This is a genomic window from Micromonospora sp. KLBMP9576 (genome assembly GCF_050941805.1).
GTDB lineage: Bacteria > Actinomycetota > Actinomycetes > Mycobacteriales > Micromonosporaceae > Micromonospora.
Genome location: NZ_CP194567.1, coordinates 4,283,311 through 4,300,802, shown reverse-complemented (window position 1 = coordinate 4,300,802; position 17,492 = coordinate 4,283,311). Strand labels below are relative to the sequence as shown.

The window sequence follows — 17,492 nt, the reverse complement described above, 5'->3', positions numbered from 1 at the left end:
TGTAACGGCACCGGCTCACGCTACCGAGCCGGGCGCCGCCGCACTGCCCGGTGCCGGAGGGGTGGAGTGTCGCAGGGACGAGGCAGAATCACATCCGTGCTGGTGGCGGTGGTCTCGGACGGGCGGGGCGGGGGAGCGTTGCGGCCCCTCGACGACGCGGGGTCCCCGGCCGGCCCGGCGCAGCCGGTCACCGACCTCGTCGCCGCCGTCGCGGCCCGCGAGTCGGCCGACCGGCCGCGCTGGGTGTGGGCCTGCGGCACGTCGCTCTACCCGACGCTGCTGCACGCCGGGGTGCGCGTCGAGCGCTGCCACGACGTGGAGCTGACCGAGGCGTTGCTGCTCGGGCACGCCGGCCGCTGGGGTGAGCCGCGCTCGCTCGCCGCGGCCTGGGCCCGGCTCACCGGCGCCCCCGTGCCGGCCGACCCGCCGCCGCGTCCGGCCGCGCCGCCCGGGCACGGCCAGGGCGCGCTCTTCGACGCCCCGCCCGGCCCGCCGGGCCCCGGCCTCGAGGCCCTGACCCGGGTGTACGCCGACCAGCTCGCCCGGATCGCCGCGACCGGGCATCCCGGCCGGTTCCGGCTGCTGGTCGCCGCCGAGTCGGCGGGCGCGCTGATCGCGGTGGAGATGGGTGCCGCCGGGCTGCCCTGGCGGGTCGACGTGCACGACCAACTGCTCGCGGAGCTGCTGGGCGAGCCGTCACCGGTGGGCGGCCCGCCGCGCCGGTTGGCCGAGCTGGCCGCGCGGATCGCCGACGCGTTCGGCGTACGCCAGTTGCACGTCGACTCCCCGGCGGAGCTGTTGCGTGCGTTCGCCCGGGCCGGCGTGGAGCTGCCGAACACCCGGGCCTGGGTGTTGCGCGGGGCGGACCATCCGGCGGTGCCCCTGGTCCTGGAATACAAGGAGCTCTACCGGATCTGGACGGCGCACGGCCGGGCGTGGTGCGACGCCTGGGTGCGTGACGGCCGGTTCCGGCCGGAGTACGTCCCCGGCGGGGTCGTCTCCGGGCGCTGGGCGACCCGGGGCGGCGGCGCGTTGCAGATCCCCAAGGTGATCCGGCGGGCGGTGGTGGCCGATCCGGGCTGGCGGTTCGTGGTCGCCGACGCCGGCCAGTTGGAGCCGAGGGTGCTGGCGGCGGTCTCCGGCGACGCGCGCCTCGCCGCGGCCGGTGGCGCCGGTGACCTCTACGCCGCCCTCGCCCGGGACGCGTTCGGCGGTGACCGGCCCCGCGCCAAGGTGGCGCTGCTCGGGGCCATGTACGGGCAGACCGGCGGGGCGGCGGTGCCGGCGCTGGCGGTGCTGCGACGCAGCTACCCGACGGCCTTCGCCCACGTGGAGGCGGCGGCCCGCACGGGCGAGGCCGGCGGGCTGGTGCGTTCCTGGCTGGGGCGCACCTGCCCGGCCGGCACCGCCGGGTTCGGCGACGTGGACGCCGTCCTGCCCGACGGTGGCGGCGATCCGCAGTCGCCGCGGGCCCGGGCGGCCCGGTCCCGGGGGCGGTTCACCCGTAACTTCGTCATCCAGGCGACCGCCGCCGAGTGGGCCTCGACGCTGCTGGCGACGCTGCGCGGCCAGCTCGTCGGCACCGGCGCCGAGCTGGTCTTCTTCCAGCACGACGAGGTGGTCGTGCACTGCCCGGCGGAGCGGGCCGACGCGGTCGCCGAGGCGGTGGTGCGGGCCGGCGAGCGGGCCACCGCCCTGCTGTTCGGCGACACCCCGGTCCGTTTCCCGCTGGACCTGTCCGTCGTCGACTGTTACGCCGACGCGGCCTGAGGCTTCTCGCGGGACTGCCGGCTCCCCGCTGCCGGCTGCGGGCGGGGCTGGCGGCTTCCCACCCCGGATGGGGACGTCGCCAGGCTCGGGTCCGCCGGCATCCACCCGTGCCGTCGTCCGGGGCAACCACGCCCCCGGGTGACGCCGCCCGGCGCGGCCGGACCTGCGCCTGCCGCGCTGTAGAGCTGATGTCGTAGACGATTCACCGTCGTGGGTACCTTCGATGCGCCGATGGCCCCCGCCGCCAAGCGGCGCAGGGCGATGGCCCGCGGTGCGTTCGGGCGGACCGCACCGGCCGAGGAGCCCGCCCGGGCCGCGATCTTCGACCGCTTCGCGGGACCGCCCGGGGCGCTGCGTGATGTCGTAACCGACTCAGCTCGAAAGGACGGTAGGGGTCGACTGCCCGCCGAGGACGCGACGGCCCGGGCGGTACCCGGCGGAGTACCAGGCTCCCGCCCCAGCGGTCGTCGAACGGCACGAGGCGGGCCAGGGCCGGGCGCGGGCCAGGGCGAGGCGGGGCAAGGTCGGGCGCGGGCCAGGGCGAGCCGGACCGTCGGTCCCGAGCCGGTAACGATTGCACTATTTTCCCTTTTCGCCCCGCTACCCGGCCGAGCTGGTCGTCGTTGCTCCCGATGTCCGTAGGACGGAACGGGCCGGGCTTCGCGCCGTGGCCCGTTCCACGGTGGAGGGGGCCCAGCTGAACCGGATCGCAGGAATGATCATCGCCGCGGGCGGGGGTCGCCGCATCGGCGGCCCGGAGGCCCTGCTGCACCAGGGGGAGAAGCCCCTGGTGAACCAGATGATCGACACGATGACCCAGTCGGGCTGCGAGCGGATCGTGGTCGTGCTCGGCGCCGCGGCCGAGCAGGTCCGTGAGACGGCGGACCTGAGCCGGGCCACGGTGGTGATCAACCGGGCGTGGGGGACGGGCGTCGGCTCGTCCATCCGGGCCGGTCTGGCGTCGCTCGACGACGACGGTATCGAGGCGGTCGTGGTGGTGCCGGTCGACATGCCGGGCCTGACCGTCACCGCCGTGCGCCGGGTGACCGCGCTGTCGTACCCCGACGTGCTGGTCTGCGCGACGTACGACGGGCTGCGCGGCTACCCGATGCTGTTCGGACGCCGGCACTGGGCCGGCATTGCCACCCTGGCCAACGCGGACGTCGGCGCCCGGCCCTACCTGCTGGCGCACAAGGACCAGATCGTCGACATCGCCTGCGACTCGGTGGCCGACGGCAGCCGCGTCGACACCCCGGAACTGATGGCGCTCTACGGGCTGACCGTCCCGCCCCAGCGCGTCGGCGTCTAGGTGTTGCGGGGCTGGAGGTCGGTGACGCCTCTGCTGGCGGCGATGGTCGGCTGATGCTTGACGGCCCACTCCGCGAGCGCCGAGAGCGGCTCCAGTAGTGACGTGCCGAGCGGCGTGAGGCGGTATTCCACACTGGGCGGGTTGGTGGCGAAGACCTCTCGGTGCACCAACCCGTCCTCCTCGAGTCCTCGCAGCGTGCGGGTGAGCATGCGCTGACTGATGGCCGCGATACCCCGGTGGAGATCGTTGAACCGGTGCGGCCGTTGCCCGAGCAGCACCACCACCAGCACCGTCCACTTGTCACCGACCCGACGGAGGACGTCGGTCACGGGGCACCGGTCGTGCTCGTCGCCGGGCACGGGGCTCGGTAGCGCCGTGCCTAGCAGGGCAGGCACACCGGTGTTCGTTGCTGACATCGAACTGCCTTCTTCCGCGATCCGCACCGCTTACTGATGATGGAGGTACTTACCAACAGTAACCGGGGGTTCGCATGGTCGACCGGCAACAGGACAACGACGTCGACGCCGCGCGAGGAACAAGGGGCGTCGTCGTCACCGGCGGAACCGATGGCATGGGCCGAGCGCTCGTCCTGGGGCGGGCCGCGCGGGGGGACCGCGTCCTCGCCGTGGGCAGCAACCCCGCCAAGGGCGACCAGTTGCTCACCGCGGCCGAGGAGGCCGGCCTGGGGGACCGTGTCGGGTTCCTGGCCGCAGACCTCAGCACCATCGCCGGAAACGACAAGGTGATCAAGCACGTCACGGCAGAATACGACGCCATCGACGCCCTGGTGTTGGCGGCGAACCGGCACTTCCCCGAGCGGACCGAAACCAGCGAGGGCCTGGAGTCCACCTTCGCGCTCTACTATCTCAGTCGCTACCTCCTCGGCCACGGGCTGATGTCCACGCTGGCGGCCGGACCACGTCGCCCGGTGATCATCAACATCGCCGGCGTCGGTCTCACCTCTGGGCGCATCCACTGGGACGATCTCCAGCTGCGCGGGCGCTACCGCACGATCACCGCGCAGCTCCAAGCTGGTCGTGCGAACGACCTGCTCGGCGTCGCGATGGCAGCGCGGTTCGGTCGGCAGGCTTCCTACGTCCTCTACCACCCGGGATTCACCAGGAGCGGCTACTCCGCGATGGAGCAGATCAACCCGCTGACCCGAGCACTCATCAGGACCATCGCCAGGGCCGCTGCCCGGCCTGTGGAGAAGGCCATCGCGCCCGTCCACGACTTCATCGACGCACCACCCCCGGCTCCCTTGACCGCCGTCGACCGCGGGAGGCCCGTGCCGCTGGACCGGCAGACTCTCGACCCCGCCGCTGCCCGCCGGCTCGCCGAGGTCACAGCAGGGCTGCTCGTCGCCGACCGGACCCACCCGACCCGAGGGAACGACGCACGGTGAGCCGCGCGACGAGACTCCCCGGGCGACCCCGCGCCCTCCAACCGTCCATCCATGGCCCCGTTCTCGCCGGGTCGGCGGCGCGGGGTCTCCCCGGCCGGCGTCAGGAACTGGTGAGGATGACGAGTTGCTGGGTCGCCCGGGTCATCGCCACATAGCGGTCGACCGCTGCCTCGACGCCCTCGCCGAACGCCTCCGGGTCGACGAGGACGACCAGGTCGAACTCGAGTCCCTTCGACAGTTCCGGGGCCAGCGACCGGACGCGGGCCGTGGCCGGGAACGTGGGATCGCCGATGACGCAGGCGGTCCCCTCGGCGTGCGCGGCGAGCCAGGTGTCGAGGACCGAGTTCAGCTCAGCGACAGACCCGCGTACGACAGGAGCGCCGCCGCTGCGGATGGAGGTCGGCACGTTGGCGTCCGGGAGCACGGCGCGGATGACCGGTTCGGCCTGCGCCATGATCTCTGCCGGCGTCCGGTAGTTGATGTTCAGGGCGGCCAGCTCGATCCGGTCGAGCCCGATCCGTCCGAGCCGTTCCCGCCACGACTCCGTGAACCCGTGCCGGGCCTGGGCACGGTCCCCCACGATGGTGAAGCTCCCCGACGGGCACCGCAGGAGCAACATCTGCCACTGCGCGTCGGTCAGTTCCTGTGCCTCGTCCACGACGACGTGCGCGAACGGGCCGGCGAGCAGGTCCGGACCGGTGTCCGGCGGCACTCTCTCGCCGATCAGGGCGTCGCGCAGGTCCTGCCCGTGCAACATGATCATCGCGCCCTCGTTGTCGTACTCGGCCTCCAGCAGGTCCTCGACGACCCTGGTCATCTGCTCGCGCCGGGCGGCGACGGAGGCGTCGTGCCGACGCTGACGTCGTACCGCCGCCGGGTCACCGAGCCGCTGGCGTGCCGCGTCGAGGAACGGCAGGTCGGACACCGTCCAGGCCCGGGGGTCCGCGCGCTGCAACCGCCGTACGTCCTCGGGGCTCAGCCACGGCGCGCACATCCGCAGGTAGGCGGGGACCGACCACAGGTCTCCGACGAGGTCGGCCGCGTCGAGCAGCGGCCACGCCCGGTTGAAGGCGGTGAGCAGTTCCCGGTTCTGCCGCAGCGACCGGCGGAGCAGGTCCTCCGGTTCGTCGCCGTCGTACCTGTCGACGAGGATCTCCAGCAGCCGCTCCCAGATCTGCTCGCGCGCCTCGTTGTGCGGGGTGCCGGGGTCCGGGGTGTCGAACGCCTCGGCCCAGTCGTCGGCGCCCAGCGGGATGTCGGACCAGTCGGTCGCGACCGTCATCGGGGTGCCGGGCGGCTCCTCGTAGAACCTGACGGCCGCCTCGACCGCGCGCACCAGGCTCGCGGACGACTTGAGGGCGGTGACCCGCGGGTCGGTCTCGGCGGTTGCCGTTGCGCCCTCGACGACGAGGTCGCGCAGCGTGCAGATCTGCACGTCCTCCTCGCCGAGGCTGGGCAGGACGTCGGCGACGTACGCCAGGTAGGGCTGGTGTGGACCGACGACCAGCACGCCGCCCCGGCGGTGACCGAGTCGTGGGTCGGAATAGATCAGGTACGCGGTGCGGTGCAGGGCGACGACGGTCTTGCCCGTACCCGGGCCGCCGTCGACGACGAGCGCGCCGCGGGATCCCGCGCGAATGATGGCGTCCTGGTCGGCCTGGATGGTGCCGAGCACGTCTCGCATCAGGGGCGACCGGGTGCTGCCGAGGCTGGCGATGAAGGCGGACTGGTCGTCCAGCGCGGCATGGCCCGCCCACCCGTCCGAGGTGAACACCTCGTCCCAGTAGTCGCTGATCCGGCCGCGGGTCCAGCGGTACCGGCGGCGGCTCACCAGCCCCATCGGGTTGGCGTGCGTCGCGCCGAAGAACGGCTCGGCCGCGGGGGAGCGCCAGTCGAGCAGCAACCGCCGGCCCGCGCCGTCGGTGAGGCCACGCCGTCCGATGTACACGGGCTCGGGGTCGTCCGCGGCGACCAGGTGCCCGAGGCAGAGGTCCAGACCGAAGCGGCGCAGGTCGCGCAGGCGGGCGGTCAACCGGTGGATCTCCTCGTCCCGGTCCATCGCGGCCTGGCCGGTGCCGCCCGGTGCCCGGCGCTCGGCGTCGAGGCGCTCGGACAGCTCTGCGATCGACTGCCCCATGGTCGCCGCGAGGGCCACGAAGTGCCGCTCGTCGCGGGCGATCAGCGTCGGGTCGGCCTTGGGGGCGAGGTTTTCGGGAAGGTTGAACACACTGGTTCTCAGCGGATCCACTTCATCAGTCCGTTCCCATTTGCGCAGGTCATGGCTTCGGTCGAGCATTCTGCGCCACGACCGGGGTCTTGCCGCAAGCCCTCCGGTGCGATATATGTTGATGGTGGAAAGGAGCGGTTGCTTCCTTTCCCCTCTTTTTGTCCGTCGCGGCCGGACGACCCCCTCGGCAGCGCACCCGGCCTACCCCACGGCGGGCGGTCCTTTCGGTAGCGTCGCCGGGTGCGGCGCGGTCGCCGAACGGCAACGCCGGCGGACGCGTTCCCGTCAACCGCCGAGTAGCTCAGCCACCACACGATCGACGGGCCCAGCGGGTCGGCGGAGGCTCGGGCCGCCCGGGGAGAAGGGTGGGGCCGTCAGACGTCGATGTTGAAGCGTTGCAGTACCGACGGGGCGACCAGCCCGGCCGCCGCGAGCACCGAGATCGCGGTCAGCACGGCCCGGACGACCACCACCTCGGTCTTGCTGCCGGCCCGCAGGGCGATCTTGTTCGGCAGGCCGATCGGCGTCCACATCCGGCGCTTGATCGGAATGGGCCAGAGGATCGGCACCCCGGCGCGAGTGATCATGTCGCCGAGGATGTGCACGAAGCAGCCGACCCCGACGGCGGTGCCGATCAGCGGATAGCCCCGGCCGCCGGGCAGGTTCACGAAGGTGAACCAGGCGGCGGCGGCCGACGCGAGGGTCACGATGACCCAGCCGGCGCGCTCCGCCCACTTGTCGAACAGGCCGCGCAGCGCGAGCCCGAACATGAAGAACAGGACACCGATGACCGCCCACTTGCCGTACGCGGCGCAGAGCGTGGTGGTGCCCCAGCCGACGAGCAGGGTGAACGGGATGGTGTGGGTCAGGGTGCGGTGGCCGTTGTTGCGGCGCGGATCCTTGCTGAGCTTCGTCGCGTAGTAGACCCCGAGCGAGACCTTCTCCATCACCTCGGCGATGAAGAGCGAGAACACGCCGAAGGTGCGGGCGACCGTCGCCCCGCCCTGGTTGCGGGTCACCTTGCCGGACAGGTCGAGATCGGGGAAGAGCGCCCCACCGGCACAGACCGCGGTGCCGACGGCGAGTTCCAGCGGCGACTGGTGGTAGTCGGCGAACTGTTGCAGCGCCCAGGACCCGGCCAGCCACACCGCCGCGCCGGACAGCGCGTGGGACGGTCCCATCATGTCGGCTCACCCTCCCCAGGGATCTTGAGCGCCAAAGCTACGCCACTGTAGTTCGCCGGTGTGGCGCAGGGGCATCGCCCGGACGGTCCACCGGGGACGGTGATGGGGAAGGGGTGGGTGGTTCTGCCGCACCGGCAGGAAGTATGCCCTGCCCAGCACCCGACGGGGCCGGTGTGTCGGGCATCGGACGGCGGTGCGGGCGCGGTCCTGACGGTCGCCGAACTGCCCGTGGGGAGGCGACCGCGGTGCTCTCCGCTCAGCGGGCGGCGCCGACCGCGAGCAGGTTCCCCTCCGGGATGGTGATCTTCTGGTGGGCCCCGCCGAGCCGGGCGGCGGCGCGGCGGGCCCGCGTCGGGCCGTGCTCGCGACGGGCGGTCGCGTACGTGCCCGCGGTGCGGGCGGCGATGGTCGCCCAGCCGTAGCGCTGGCCGACCATGGCGCGCGCCCGTCGGGCGACCCGCCGGGCGAATACCTCGTCGCCGAGGAGCTGGTCGACGGCCGCGCCGAGGGCGACCGGGTCGCTGTGCGGGAACGTCACCCCGGTGACGCCCGGCTCGACGATCTCGGCGAGACCGCCGGTGCGGGCCACGGCCAGCGGCGCACCGGCCGCCGCGGCCTCCAGGGCCACCATCCCGAACGGCTCGTAGAGGCTGGGCACCACGGTCGCGTCGGTGGCGCCGAGCAGGGCGGGCAACCGGGTCGCGTCCAAGAAGCCCGCGAAGCGGACGGTCTGCCCGAGCCCGAGGCGGTGGGTCTCCTCCGCCAACTCGGCGCGGTGGGGGCCGTCGCCCGCGATCACCACACGCAGCCCGGGGTGCCGCTCGCGCAGGTACGGCACGGCACGCACCAGGTGCTGCACGCCCTTCTCGTAGACCAGCCGGCCGGCGTACCCGACGAGCGGGCCGTCGCCGGCGAAGCGGGCCCGGGCGGCGGTGACCGCCCCCGCCCCGGCCCGCCAGGCCCGGCCGTCGACCCCGTTGGGCACCACGTCGACCTGCCCGGCCGGCACGTCGAAGAGCGTCGTGACCTGGTCGCGCATATAGCCGGAGCAGGCGATGACCCGGGTGGACGCCCGGCTCAACCAGTGCTCGACGCCGTGGATGGTGCGGTTCATCTCCGCCGGCAGCCAGCCCTGGTGCCGGCCGGCCTCGGTGGCGTGGATGGTGGTCACCAGAGGCAGGTCCAGGTGCTCGGCGAGAGTCGCCGCGGTGTGCGCGACGAGCCAGTCGTGGGCGTGCACGACGTCGTAGGCGCCGGCCTCGGTGGCGCGCAGCGCGGCGCGGGTGAGGGTGTGGTTGAACGCCATCGTCCAGGCCAGCAGGGAGGAGGTGGCCAGCGGAAAGGTGACCGGGTCCTCGGCGGCCCGCAGGATCCGGACGCCGTCGGCGTACTCCTCCAGGGCGGCGCCGTCGGTGTGCCGGGTGACGACTGTGACCTCGTGCCCGGCGGTGGCCAAAGCCACGGACAGGGCGTGCACGTGCCGCCCGAGCCCACCGACCAGGACCGGCGGGTACTCCCAGGAGAGCATCAGCACCCGCTGTCGCCGGGCGGGACAGATGTCGATCACGTCGGCGTCAGGTGACATGCAACCCCCTTGAGTTGTCCCCCGCCTGCGCCCGCCGGGCACCGCAACCGGCGCCCGTGGCGGGCACGACGGGATCGGGACCCATCCTGCTGGTGGTCGGTCAACCGGTGGAGACGCCGCCGTTGCGGTCGTGTAAAGCGCTACCGGCCGTCGGCGCGGACGCGCAGCAACTCGGCGACCGACCACGCCTGGAAGGGACACCCGGTGGCGGCGTGCGGCGCCAGGGCGTCCGCCGTCTCGCTGACCGAGCCCAGGCCGTACTCGCTCAGGTGGGCCTCGAGGCCGACGAGGACGTCGTCGGCCGGCATCCCGGCCCGCCGCGCGGCGTCGACGTACGGGCCGACCAGCCACGGCCAGACGGTGCCCTGGTGGTAGGCGCCGTCCCGCTCGGCCGGACCGCCCCGGTGCCGCCCCACGAACTCGGGCGAGTCGGGGGAGAGGCTGCGCGGGCCCAGCGGGGTGAGCAGCCCGGCGGCGACCCGGCGCACGGTGGGCTCGTCGGGCGCCAGCGGGGCGTACGGCAGCGACCAGGCCAGCAGCTGGTTGGGGCGCAGCAGGTCGTCGTCGTGGTGCGCGGCCCCGCCCAGCGGGTACGCCGGCGCGGGCGCGTCCAGCACGTCGTGCAGCCAGCCCGTCGGGGCCGGGAACCGGTCCCGGAACGAGGTGACGGCCCGCCCGTGCAGCCGCCACAGCCCGCCCGCGTCGCGCCCCGCCAGCTCGGTCAGCTCGGCCAGGCCGGCCAGCCCGTTGACCCAGAGCGCGTTGACCTCCACCGGCTTTCCGGTGCGCGCGGTGACCGGCACCCCGTAGACCCGGGCGTCCATCCAGGTCAGCGCCGTGCCGGGGGTGCCGCCCTGGGTGAGCAGCCCGTCGGCCGGGTCGACGGCGATGCCGAAGCGGGTGCCGGCGAGGTGCGCGTCGACGACCCCGTGCAGCGCCGGCAGCAGTTCGTCGCCGAGGTCGGTGTCGCCGGTGACTGTGACGTGCCGGCTCACCGCGTGCAGGAACCACAGGGTCGCGTCGACCGTGTTGTATTCCACCCGCCCGGTGTCGGCGGTGTTGGCGAGCATCCCCTCCGACAGCGTCGCCGCGTACGACCGCAGCAGCTCCCGGCCCTCGTCGGCCCGGTTCGTGCAGAGGAGGAGCCCCTCGTAGGAGATCATCGTGTCCCGCGACCAGGCGCCGAACCACGGGTAGCCGGCCACCACGTCGGGCCCGTTGGCGGTGTCGACCACGAACGCGTCCGCGGCCAGCGCGAGGGTCTCCCCGACCGGATCGGCCGGCTTGGCGGCGGCCACCACCCGCCGGTTGCGGGCCCGGCGTGCCGCGACCACCTCCGTCGCCGGGGGCGGCTCCTCGGCCAGCTCGCCGGCCCAGGCGAGCACGGACACCGTGTCGCCCGGGCGTTGCAGCTCGCCCGAGAACCGGCCGGCGTACCAGAGGTCCTCGTCCGGGTTCAGGCCACGCGCCGCCTCCTCCCGGTGGTGCGCCCCGACCCACCACTGGCCCTGCGGGGTCCAGTCCGGCCCGGCGAGCCGGTACGCGCCCTCCACCACCGCACCGCCCGGCACCGGCTCCACGCGCGGGGCCGGGCCGTCGGCGCGGCGTTCGCCGTGCGCGTCCCGCCACGTGCAGACCGCCGCCAGGTCCAGGTGCACCGGGGTGCCGCAGACCAGTCGGTGCACCACGGCCACGCAGGAGCGGCCGTGCGTCATCGCCAGTTCCCGCTCGATCACCACGTCGCCGATCCGCCAGCGCCACCGGGGCAGACCGTCGGTCAGGTCGAAGCGTTCCAGCAGCTCGAAGCCGCGCGGGTCGACGTCGCCGGAGGACCACTCGTGCGCACCGAGGCGCACCCGGGCGCCGGAGGGGAACACCACGGCCGGGTCCAGGCCGACGAGTCCCACGCGGCGGGACGCGGGCGTCTCGCCGGCCGCCACGAGCAGGCCGTGGTAGCGGCGGGTGCGCAGCCCGCTGACCGTGCCGGTGGCGTACCCGCCGAGACCGTCGGTGACCAGCCACTCCCGGGCGGCCCCGCCGGTCAGGTCGCCGCACACCTGCGGGCCGAAGCGAATGTCGATCAACTTTCCTCCACCGGCGGCGGCGTGTAACACGCCACGACGAGAACGGCTCCCTTGGTGAAGTCCCCCGCCGGCGTCGAAGATGTGCGAGTGATCACCGACGCGCCGACCCCCGACGACACCGCGCCCGACCCCGAACGGCTCCGGCTGGCTCAGGCCGACGCCGGGGAGCAGGACTGGCGCGCATGGGGTCCCTATCTGTCCGAGCGGGCGTGGGGGACGGTACGGGAGGACTACAGCGAGCACGGTACGGCCTGGGACTACTTCCCGCACGACCACGCGCGGTCGCGAGCCTACCGGTGGAGCGAGGACGGCATGGCCGGGGTCTGCGACGAGCGGCAGACGTTCTGCTTCGCCCTCGCCCTGTGGAACGGCAGGGACCCGATCCTCAAGGAGCGGATGTTCGGCCTCGGCGGCGACAGCGGCAACCACGGCGAGGACGCCAAGGAATACTGGTTCTACGAGGACTCCACCCCCACCCACTCGTGGATGCGCTGGCGGTACCACTACCCCCAGACCGCCTTCCCGTACGACGAACTCGTCGCGGTCAACGCGCTGCGCGGCCGGGACGACACCGAGTACGAGCTGGTCGACACCGGCATCTTCGACGACGACAGGTACTGGGCGGTGACCGTCGACTACGCCAAGGCGACCCCCACGGACATGTGCGTCGTCGTCACCGTCGCCAACCGGGGCGACCGGGCGGCCACCCTGCACGTGCTGCCCACCCTGTGGTTCCGCAACACCTGGGCGTGGGGGCTGCCCGGCGGTGACCGGGTGCCCCGACTGGTCGGCGAGGGGTCGCGGCTCGTCGGCGAGCACCGGGTGCTGGGCCAACTGCTGCTGGAGGGCGACGGCGAGCCCACGCCGCTGCTCTGCGACAACGACAGCAACGCCGAGCGGCTCTGGGGGCTGCCCGGCCGCTCCCGCTACCCGAAGGACGGCATCAACGACCACGTGGTCGACGGGGCCCCGACGGTCAACCCGGCCCGGGAGGGCACCAAGGGCGCGCTGCACTACGTGCTGGACGTGCCGGCCGGGGCGCAGCGGCGCATCCGGCTGCGGCTGACCCGTACCGCCCCGCCGCCGGCCGCCGCCCCGCCGCCGCCCGCGGACCTGGGCGACGGCTTCGACGCGGTGGTGTGGGCCCGCCGGGCGGAGGCGAACCGGTTCTTCGCCGGGGTGATCCCGGCCGCGGCGACCCCGGACGAGACCCTGGTCGCCCGGCAGGCCTTCGCCGGGCTGATGTGGGGCAAGCAGTTCTACCACTTCGACGTCAAGCGCTGGCTGGAGGGCGATCCCGGCTCGGCACCGCCGTCCGGGCGCCGGCACGGGCGCAACAGCGCCTGGTGGCACATGACGAGCTTCGACGTGATCTCCATGCCGGACCCGTGGGAGTACCCCTGGTACGCGGCCTGGGACCTGGCCTTCCACTGCGTCAGCATCGCCCGGGTCGACCCCGGTTTCGCCAAGGAGCAACTGCTGCTCCTGCTGCGCGAGTGGTACCTGCATCCCAACGGCCAGATCCCCGCGTACGAGTGGGCGTTCGGCGACGTGAACCCACCGGTGCACGCGTGGGCGGCGCTGAAGGTCTTCGAGATCGACGGCGGTCGGGACCACGAGTTCCTGGCCCGGGTGATGCACAAGCTGCTGCTCAACTTCACCTGGTGGGTCAACCGCAAGGACACCGGCGGCAACAACGTCTTCGAGGGCGGCTTCCTCGGGCTGGACAACGTCGGCCCGTTCGACCGTTCGGCGGCGCTGCCGGTGGCCGGCGTGCTGGAGCAGTCCGACGGCACGGGCTGGATGGCCATGTACGCGCTCAACCTGCTCGACATCGCCGTCGTGCTGGCCGAGCACGACCGCACCTGGGTCGACACCGCCACCAAGTTCTTCGAGCACTTCGCCTACATCGCCGCCGCCGCGTACGAGCAGGGGCTGTGGGACGCCGAGGACGCGTTCTTCTACGACGTGCTGCGGCTCGCCGACGGCACGAAGGTGCCCCTGAGGGTCCGCTCGGTGGTCGGCCTGCTGCCGCTGGCCGCGACGACCCGACTCACCGCCCGCACCCTGCACCGGTTGCCGGAGCTGAGCGCCCGGCTGCGCTGGTTCCTGACCAACCGGCCCGAGTACGCCGACGTGATCGGCACCCGGCGGCTCGGGCCCGACGGCCGCCAGCACCGGCTGCTCTCCATGGTCGGTCCGGAGCAGATCGTCCGGCTGCTCGCCCGGATGCTCGATCCCGACGAGTTCCTCTCCGAGTACGGCCTGCGCACGCTGTCGCGCGCGCATCTCGACAAGCCGTTCTCGGTGACCCTCGGCGGCCAGGAGTTCAGCGTCGGCTACGAGCCGGCCGAGTCGACCAGCGGCCTGTTCGGCGGCAACTCGAACTGGCGCGGCCCGATCTGGATGCCGACCAACTTCCTGCTGATCAGCGCGCTGCGCGACTACGCGGCCTTCTACGGCGACGACCTGCGGGTGGAGTATCCGACGCACTCCGGGGTGAAGCGGACCCTCGACGAGATCGCCGACGACCTCTCCGCCCGGCTGATCTCGCTGTTCACCCGGGACGGCTGGGGGCGGCGGCCGATCTACGGCGCCGCCCAACTCTTCCAGACCCACCCGGACTGGCGGGACCTGATCTCCTTCCCCGAGTATTTCCACGGCGACAACGGCGCCGGGCTGGGGGCCTGGCACCAGACGGGCTGGACGGCCCTGGTCGCCGACCTGATCCTCACCCTGCGCCGCTAGCCGGGCGGTTCGCCGCAGAGTCGTCAATCCGTCGCGATGCCCTCACGGGCGGTGACGCTCGCTAGCATCGACGGGGTGTCGCCAGCAGACGGAGCAGACGCCGAACCGGGCGATCGGGAGCGCGTCGTCCTCGCCGCCCGGGAGTTGGCCGAGGCCGAGGGCTGGGTGGCGGCGACCCACCGCCGGCTGGCCGAGCGGGCCGGCGTCGACATCGAGGCCCTCTACCGCCGCTTCCCGGACCAGGCCGCGCTCATGTCCGCCGTGGCGGTGCGCGGCTTCGCCGACCTGGCCACGGTGCTCGCCGCGGCCCGCGCCACCGCCGCCGGACGCGGAGACTGGCCGGCGGTGGTGGCCGCCTACCTGGATTTCGCGTACGCCAATCCCGAGGTGTACGACGCGATGCTCGCCCACACCGCGGACCTCACCCTGGGCCGCGATCCGGGCCCGGGCGCGCCCCGGGCCGCCTTCGCCGAGTTGCGTGCCGCGCTGTCGCCACTGGCCGCCGGCCGCGATCCCGACACGCTCGCGGAACTGGGCTGGGCGCTGCTGCACGGCACGGTCATGCTCACCCGGGGCGGGCGGTTGCGCCCCGACAAGCAGGAACAGCGCGAGGACATGATCATGGCAAGACTGCTCGCCGGCCCGTGAGTCGGACGCCCGCCGACAGCGCGCAAAATCGCCTGCCGGGGCCGACGCCGCCCAGTATCGTGGCCCCCGCCGACACCAGGGGGAGGAAAACCATGGGGTACGCGACCGGCCGGCGCGACGGGCAGGTGCTCGTCTTCGACGCCGACGACACGCTCTGGGAGAACAACGTCCTGTTCGAGCGGGTGATCGACGACTTCCTGGAGTGGCTGGACCATCCGACCCTCGACCGGGCCGAGACCCGGGCCATCCTGGACGACATCGAGCGGGCCAACGCGGACGCGCACGGCTACGGCAGCAAGGTGTTCCTGCGCAGCCTGGCCGAGTGTCTGGAGCGGCTGCGCCAGCGGCCCGCCACGGAGGCGGAGCGGCGCGAGATCGACGGCCTGGCGGCGGCCCTGGTCGCGCACCAGGTGGAGCTGATGCCCGGGGTGGCCGAGGCGCTGGACGCCCTGGGCACCCGCCACGACCTGCTGTTGCTCACGAAGGGCGAGCGCGAGGAACAGCAGCGCAAGCTCGACGCCTGCGGGCTGCTGCACCACTTCCGGGCCGCGCACATCGTGCCGGAGAAGGACGTCGAGACCTACCGGTGGCTGACCCGGGAGCACGGCGTCGACCCGGCCGTCACCTGGATGGTCGGCAACTCCCCGAAGTCCGACATCCGGCCCGCCCGCGCCGCCGGGCTGAACGCCGTGTTCATCCCCAACGACAACACCTGGGTGCTGGAGCACGACGAGCTGGACCCGACCGACCCGGGCGTGCTGCGGCTGTCGGCCTTCCCCGAACTGCTGCACCACTTCTGAGGCGCAGCAGTCCGGCTCCCGACCGGAAACCGCCGCACCGCCACACCGCCACACCGCAGCGGCGGGCCGCCGCACCGCCGCACCGCCGGGCCGGTCAGCCCGGCTGGCGGTGCACCTGCAAGGGCGCGACGCTCTGCGCGACCGGCGTCAGTTCGATGGTGTTGACGTTGACGGTCTTTCCGGTCTTCCGCGGCGGTGGCCCGCGCCTCTTCGACGACGGCCTGCCCGGCAGGGCGGTGGGCGCTGGCCAGCCAGGAAGCAGGCGCGCACGGCACGCTGGCGCTCGTCTACGACCGGGTCCGCTGAGCCGGCGATCAGCGCACTCAGCCGGACGGCCACGTGGCGTGGGTCGGCGCCGACCAGGACGGGACCATGAGCACGGGGGAACCGCACGGCCGGTGATGCCGGGCGGTTCCCCTGTGACGCGTTTCGCGGTGCGGGTCTTGTCCTTGCGGTTGGTGGAGGGGGCAACCTGGTGTCATGTTGTCGATCAGCGAGTTCAGCGAGATGTGCCACCTCTCGCCCCAGGCCCTGCGCTTCTACCATGCCGAGGGCCTGCTCGTGCCCGCCGAGGTCGACGAGCGCACCGGCTACCGCTCGTACGCCTTCGAGCAGGTGGAACGGGCCATGCTGATCACCCTCCTGCGGGACACGGGGATGAGCGTCAAGCTCGTCCGGCAGGCCCTCGACGAACCGGACCGCGCGGCTGCCCTGCTCGTCCGGCACGGCGACGAGGTACGTCGCCAGCGCACCGCCCAGGACGAGGCGATCCAGGCGGCTCGTGCGGTCTTCGACGCGCAGCCGGAACCCCGGTTGCGACGGGTGCCGGCGATGACCGTGGTGGCCAAGCTGGTGCACGGCACACCTCGTGGACGTGACGCCCGGGAGTGGGACGAGGCCGAAACCCTCATCGAGGCGACCCTGACCGAGCTGGTGAAGACCGTGCGGGAGGGCGGCGTCACGACGCTGGGCAGGCCGTGGCGGAGCCTGGCGATCGAGACCCAGGAACAGGACCGCCGCGTCCTCGACGGCGAGGGGCCCTTCTGGATGGTCAAGGTTCCGGTGGTCGCGCCCGAGGAGGCGCTGGTGGCGCTGCCCGCCGAACTCCTGGTGCAGGAACAGGAGGCGTACGACGAGCTGTCGATCTTCATGCCGGGGCGCAACACCATGGCCAAGTACTGCACGGTGATCCTGCGCCTGCTCAACGCAGCCCCGCTCGACGGCGAGGCGTTCGTGAACCTCGCGCGACTGCGCCACGAGGTCCATGACGACGGTGTCCTGACCGGTGCCCCTGTCGAACGACGACCGCAGTGACCAGGCTGCGGGCCACAGGTTGGATCTGCGACTCGCGCGGGGCCCGATCCCGTTCCCGCTGAGGAACAGCGACCGGCGGCGGGGCGTTGACGCAGGCATGATCACTTGTGTCGTGCGCTACACCATCGATCCGGCCAAGATCGAGGACTTCGAACGCTTCGCCCGGGCGTGGATGCGGCTGGTGGCCAAGCATGGTGGCGTGCACCACGGCTACTTCCTGCCCGCCGAGGGGGCGAGCGACCAGGCCGAAGCGTTGTTCAGCTTCGAGAGCCTGGCCGTCTACGAGCGTTATCGCGCCCGCTTCGGCACCGACCCGGAGTTCCTCGCGGCTGATCGTATTCGCGACGATTCGGGCTGCGTCGCCCGGTACGAGCGCACGTTCATGCGCCCGCTCCTGCCGACTGACTGACCGTCCACC

At 73.1% G+C, this 17,492-nt stretch carries 13 protein-coding genes; 8 read left to right on the top strand and 5 right to left on the bottom strand.

All coding sequences use genetic code 11. The features are described 5' to 3' along the window. Positions 1-96 precede the first annotated feature (96 nt). Complete coding sequence (locus ACQ452_RS18750) at positions 97-1,770, top strand: bifunctional 3'-5' exonuclease/DNA polymerase (RefSeq protein WP_433386351.1); 1,674 nt, start codon at positions 97-99, stop codon at positions 1,768-1,770. A gap of 715 nt (positions 1,771-2,485) precedes the next feature. Then, on the top strand, positions 2,486-3,079 hold the full coding sequence (locus ACQ452_RS18745; protein WP_433386349.1) for a nucleotidyltransferase family protein: 594 nt from the start codon (positions 2,486-2,488) through the stop codon (positions 3,077-3,079). On the opposite strand, the gene ACQ452_RS18740 is transcribed toward ACQ452_RS18745, so the two are convergent. Next, on the bottom strand, positions 3,076-3,408 hold the full coding sequence (locus ACQ452_RS18740) for a winged helix-turn-helix transcriptional regulator (RefSeq protein WP_433386347.1): 333 nt from the start codon (positions 3,406-3,408) through the stop codon (positions 3,076-3,078). The genes ACQ452_RS18745 and ACQ452_RS18740 overlap by 4 nt on opposite strands. A gap of 242 nt (positions 3,409-3,650) precedes the next feature. On the opposite strand from ACQ452_RS18740, the gene ACQ452_RS18735 reads away from it, so the two are divergent. Beyond that, positions 3,651-4,484: an SDR family NAD(P)-dependent oxidoreductase gene (locus tag ACQ452_RS18735; RefSeq protein WP_433386345.1), complete on the top strand. Its 834-nt coding sequence runs from the start codon at positions 3,651-3,653 to the stop codon at positions 4,482-4,484. 100 nt (positions 4,485-4,584) lie between these two features. Here the strand turns inward: ACQ452_RS18735 and helR are convergent, their stop codons facing one another. The 4 genes from helR to ACQ452_RS18715 form a co-directional block, all read right to left on the bottom strand. Continuing rightward, the gene (helR, locus tag ACQ452_RS18730) at positions 4,585-6,723 is read right to left on the bottom strand and encodes an RNA polymerase recycling motor ATPase HelR (RefSeq protein WP_433394224.1); all 2,139 of its coding nucleotides are present in this window, start codon (positions 6,721-6,723) and stop codon (positions 4,585-4,587) included. A 362-nt stretch (positions 6,724-7,085) separates the two neighbouring features. Further along, on the bottom strand, positions 7,086-7,895 hold the full coding sequence (locus ACQ452_RS18725) for a metal-dependent hydrolase (protein ID WP_433386343.1): 810 nt from the start codon (positions 7,893-7,895) through the stop codon (positions 7,086-7,088). Positions 7,896-8,151: 256 nt separating this feature from the next. Beyond that, complete coding sequence (locus ACQ452_RS18720) at positions 8,152-9,480, bottom strand: glycosyltransferase family 4 protein (protein ID WP_433386341.1); 1,329 nt, start codon at positions 9,478-9,480, stop codon at positions 8,152-8,154. 140 nt (positions 9,481-9,620) lie between these two features. Then, positions 9,621-11,564, bottom strand: coding sequence for an amylo-alpha-1,6-glucosidase (locus tag ACQ452_RS18715; protein WP_433386339.1), 1,944 nt, complete (start codon positions 11,562-11,564; stop codon positions 9,621-9,623). Positions 11,565-11,651: 87 nt separating this feature from the next. On the opposite strand from ACQ452_RS18715, the gene ACQ452_RS18710 reads away from it, so the two are divergent. The 5 genes from ACQ452_RS18710 (at position 11,652) to ACQ452_RS18690 (ending at position 17,483) form a co-directional block, all read left to right on the top strand. Continuing rightward, positions 11,652-14,312, top strand: coding sequence for an MGH1-like glycoside hydrolase domain-containing protein (locus ACQ452_RS18710; protein WP_433386337.1), 2,661 nt, complete (start codon positions 11,652-11,654; stop codon positions 14,310-14,312). A 75-nt stretch (positions 14,313-14,387) separates the two neighbouring features. Then, positions 14,388-14,960: a TetR/AcrR family transcriptional regulator gene (locus ACQ452_RS18705; RefSeq protein ID WP_433386335.1), complete on the top strand. Its 573-nt coding sequence runs from the start codon at positions 14,388-14,390 to the stop codon at positions 14,958-14,960. A gap of 92 nt (positions 14,961-15,052) precedes the next feature. Next, on the top strand, positions 15,053-15,760 hold the full coding sequence (locus ACQ452_RS18700) for an HAD family hydrolase (RefSeq protein WP_433386333.1): 708 nt from the start codon (positions 15,053-15,055) through the stop codon (positions 15,758-15,760). A 480-nt stretch (positions 15,761-16,240) separates the two neighbouring features. Further along, positions 16,241-17,074 (top strand): MerR family transcriptional regulator, encoded by an 834-nt coding sequence (locus ACQ452_RS18695; RefSeq protein WP_433386331.1) that lies wholly within the window; start codon positions 16,241-16,243, stop codon positions 17,072-17,074. Between the two features lie 112 nt (positions 17,075-17,186). Further along, complete coding sequence (locus ACQ452_RS18690) at positions 17,187-17,483, top strand: NIPSNAP family protein (RefSeq protein WP_433386329.1); 297 nt, start codon at positions 17,187-17,189, stop codon at positions 17,481-17,483. Positions 17,484-17,492 lie beyond the last annotated feature (9 nt).

Bases quoted from the DNA above. Each gene is read 5' to 3' on its own strand.
- ACQ452_RS18745 (WP_433386349.1), top strand. From the start codon at position 2,486: ATGATCATCGCCGCGGGCGGGGGTCGCCGCATCGGCGGCCCGGAGGCC.
- ACQ452_RS18735 (WP_433386345.1), top strand. From the start codon at position 3,651: ATGGGCCGAGCGCTCGTCCTGGGGCGGGCCGCGCGGGGGGACCGCGTC.
- ACQ452_RS18725 (WP_433386343.1), bottom strand. From the start codon at position 7,895: ATGATGGGACCGTCCCACGCGCTGTCCGGCGCGGCGGTGTGGCTGGCC.
- ACQ452_RS18720 (WP_433386341.1), bottom strand. From the start codon at position 9,480: ATGTCACCTGACGCCGACGTGATCGACATCTGTCCCGCCCGGCGACAG.
- ACQ452_RS18700 (WP_433386333.1), top strand. From the start codon at position 15,053: ATGGGGTACGCGACCGGCCGGCGCGACGGGCAGGTGCTCGTCTTCGAC.
- ACQ452_RS18695 (WP_433386331.1), top strand. From the start codon at position 16,241: ATGTTGTCGATCAGCGAGTTCAGCGAGATGTGCCACCTCTCGCCCCAG.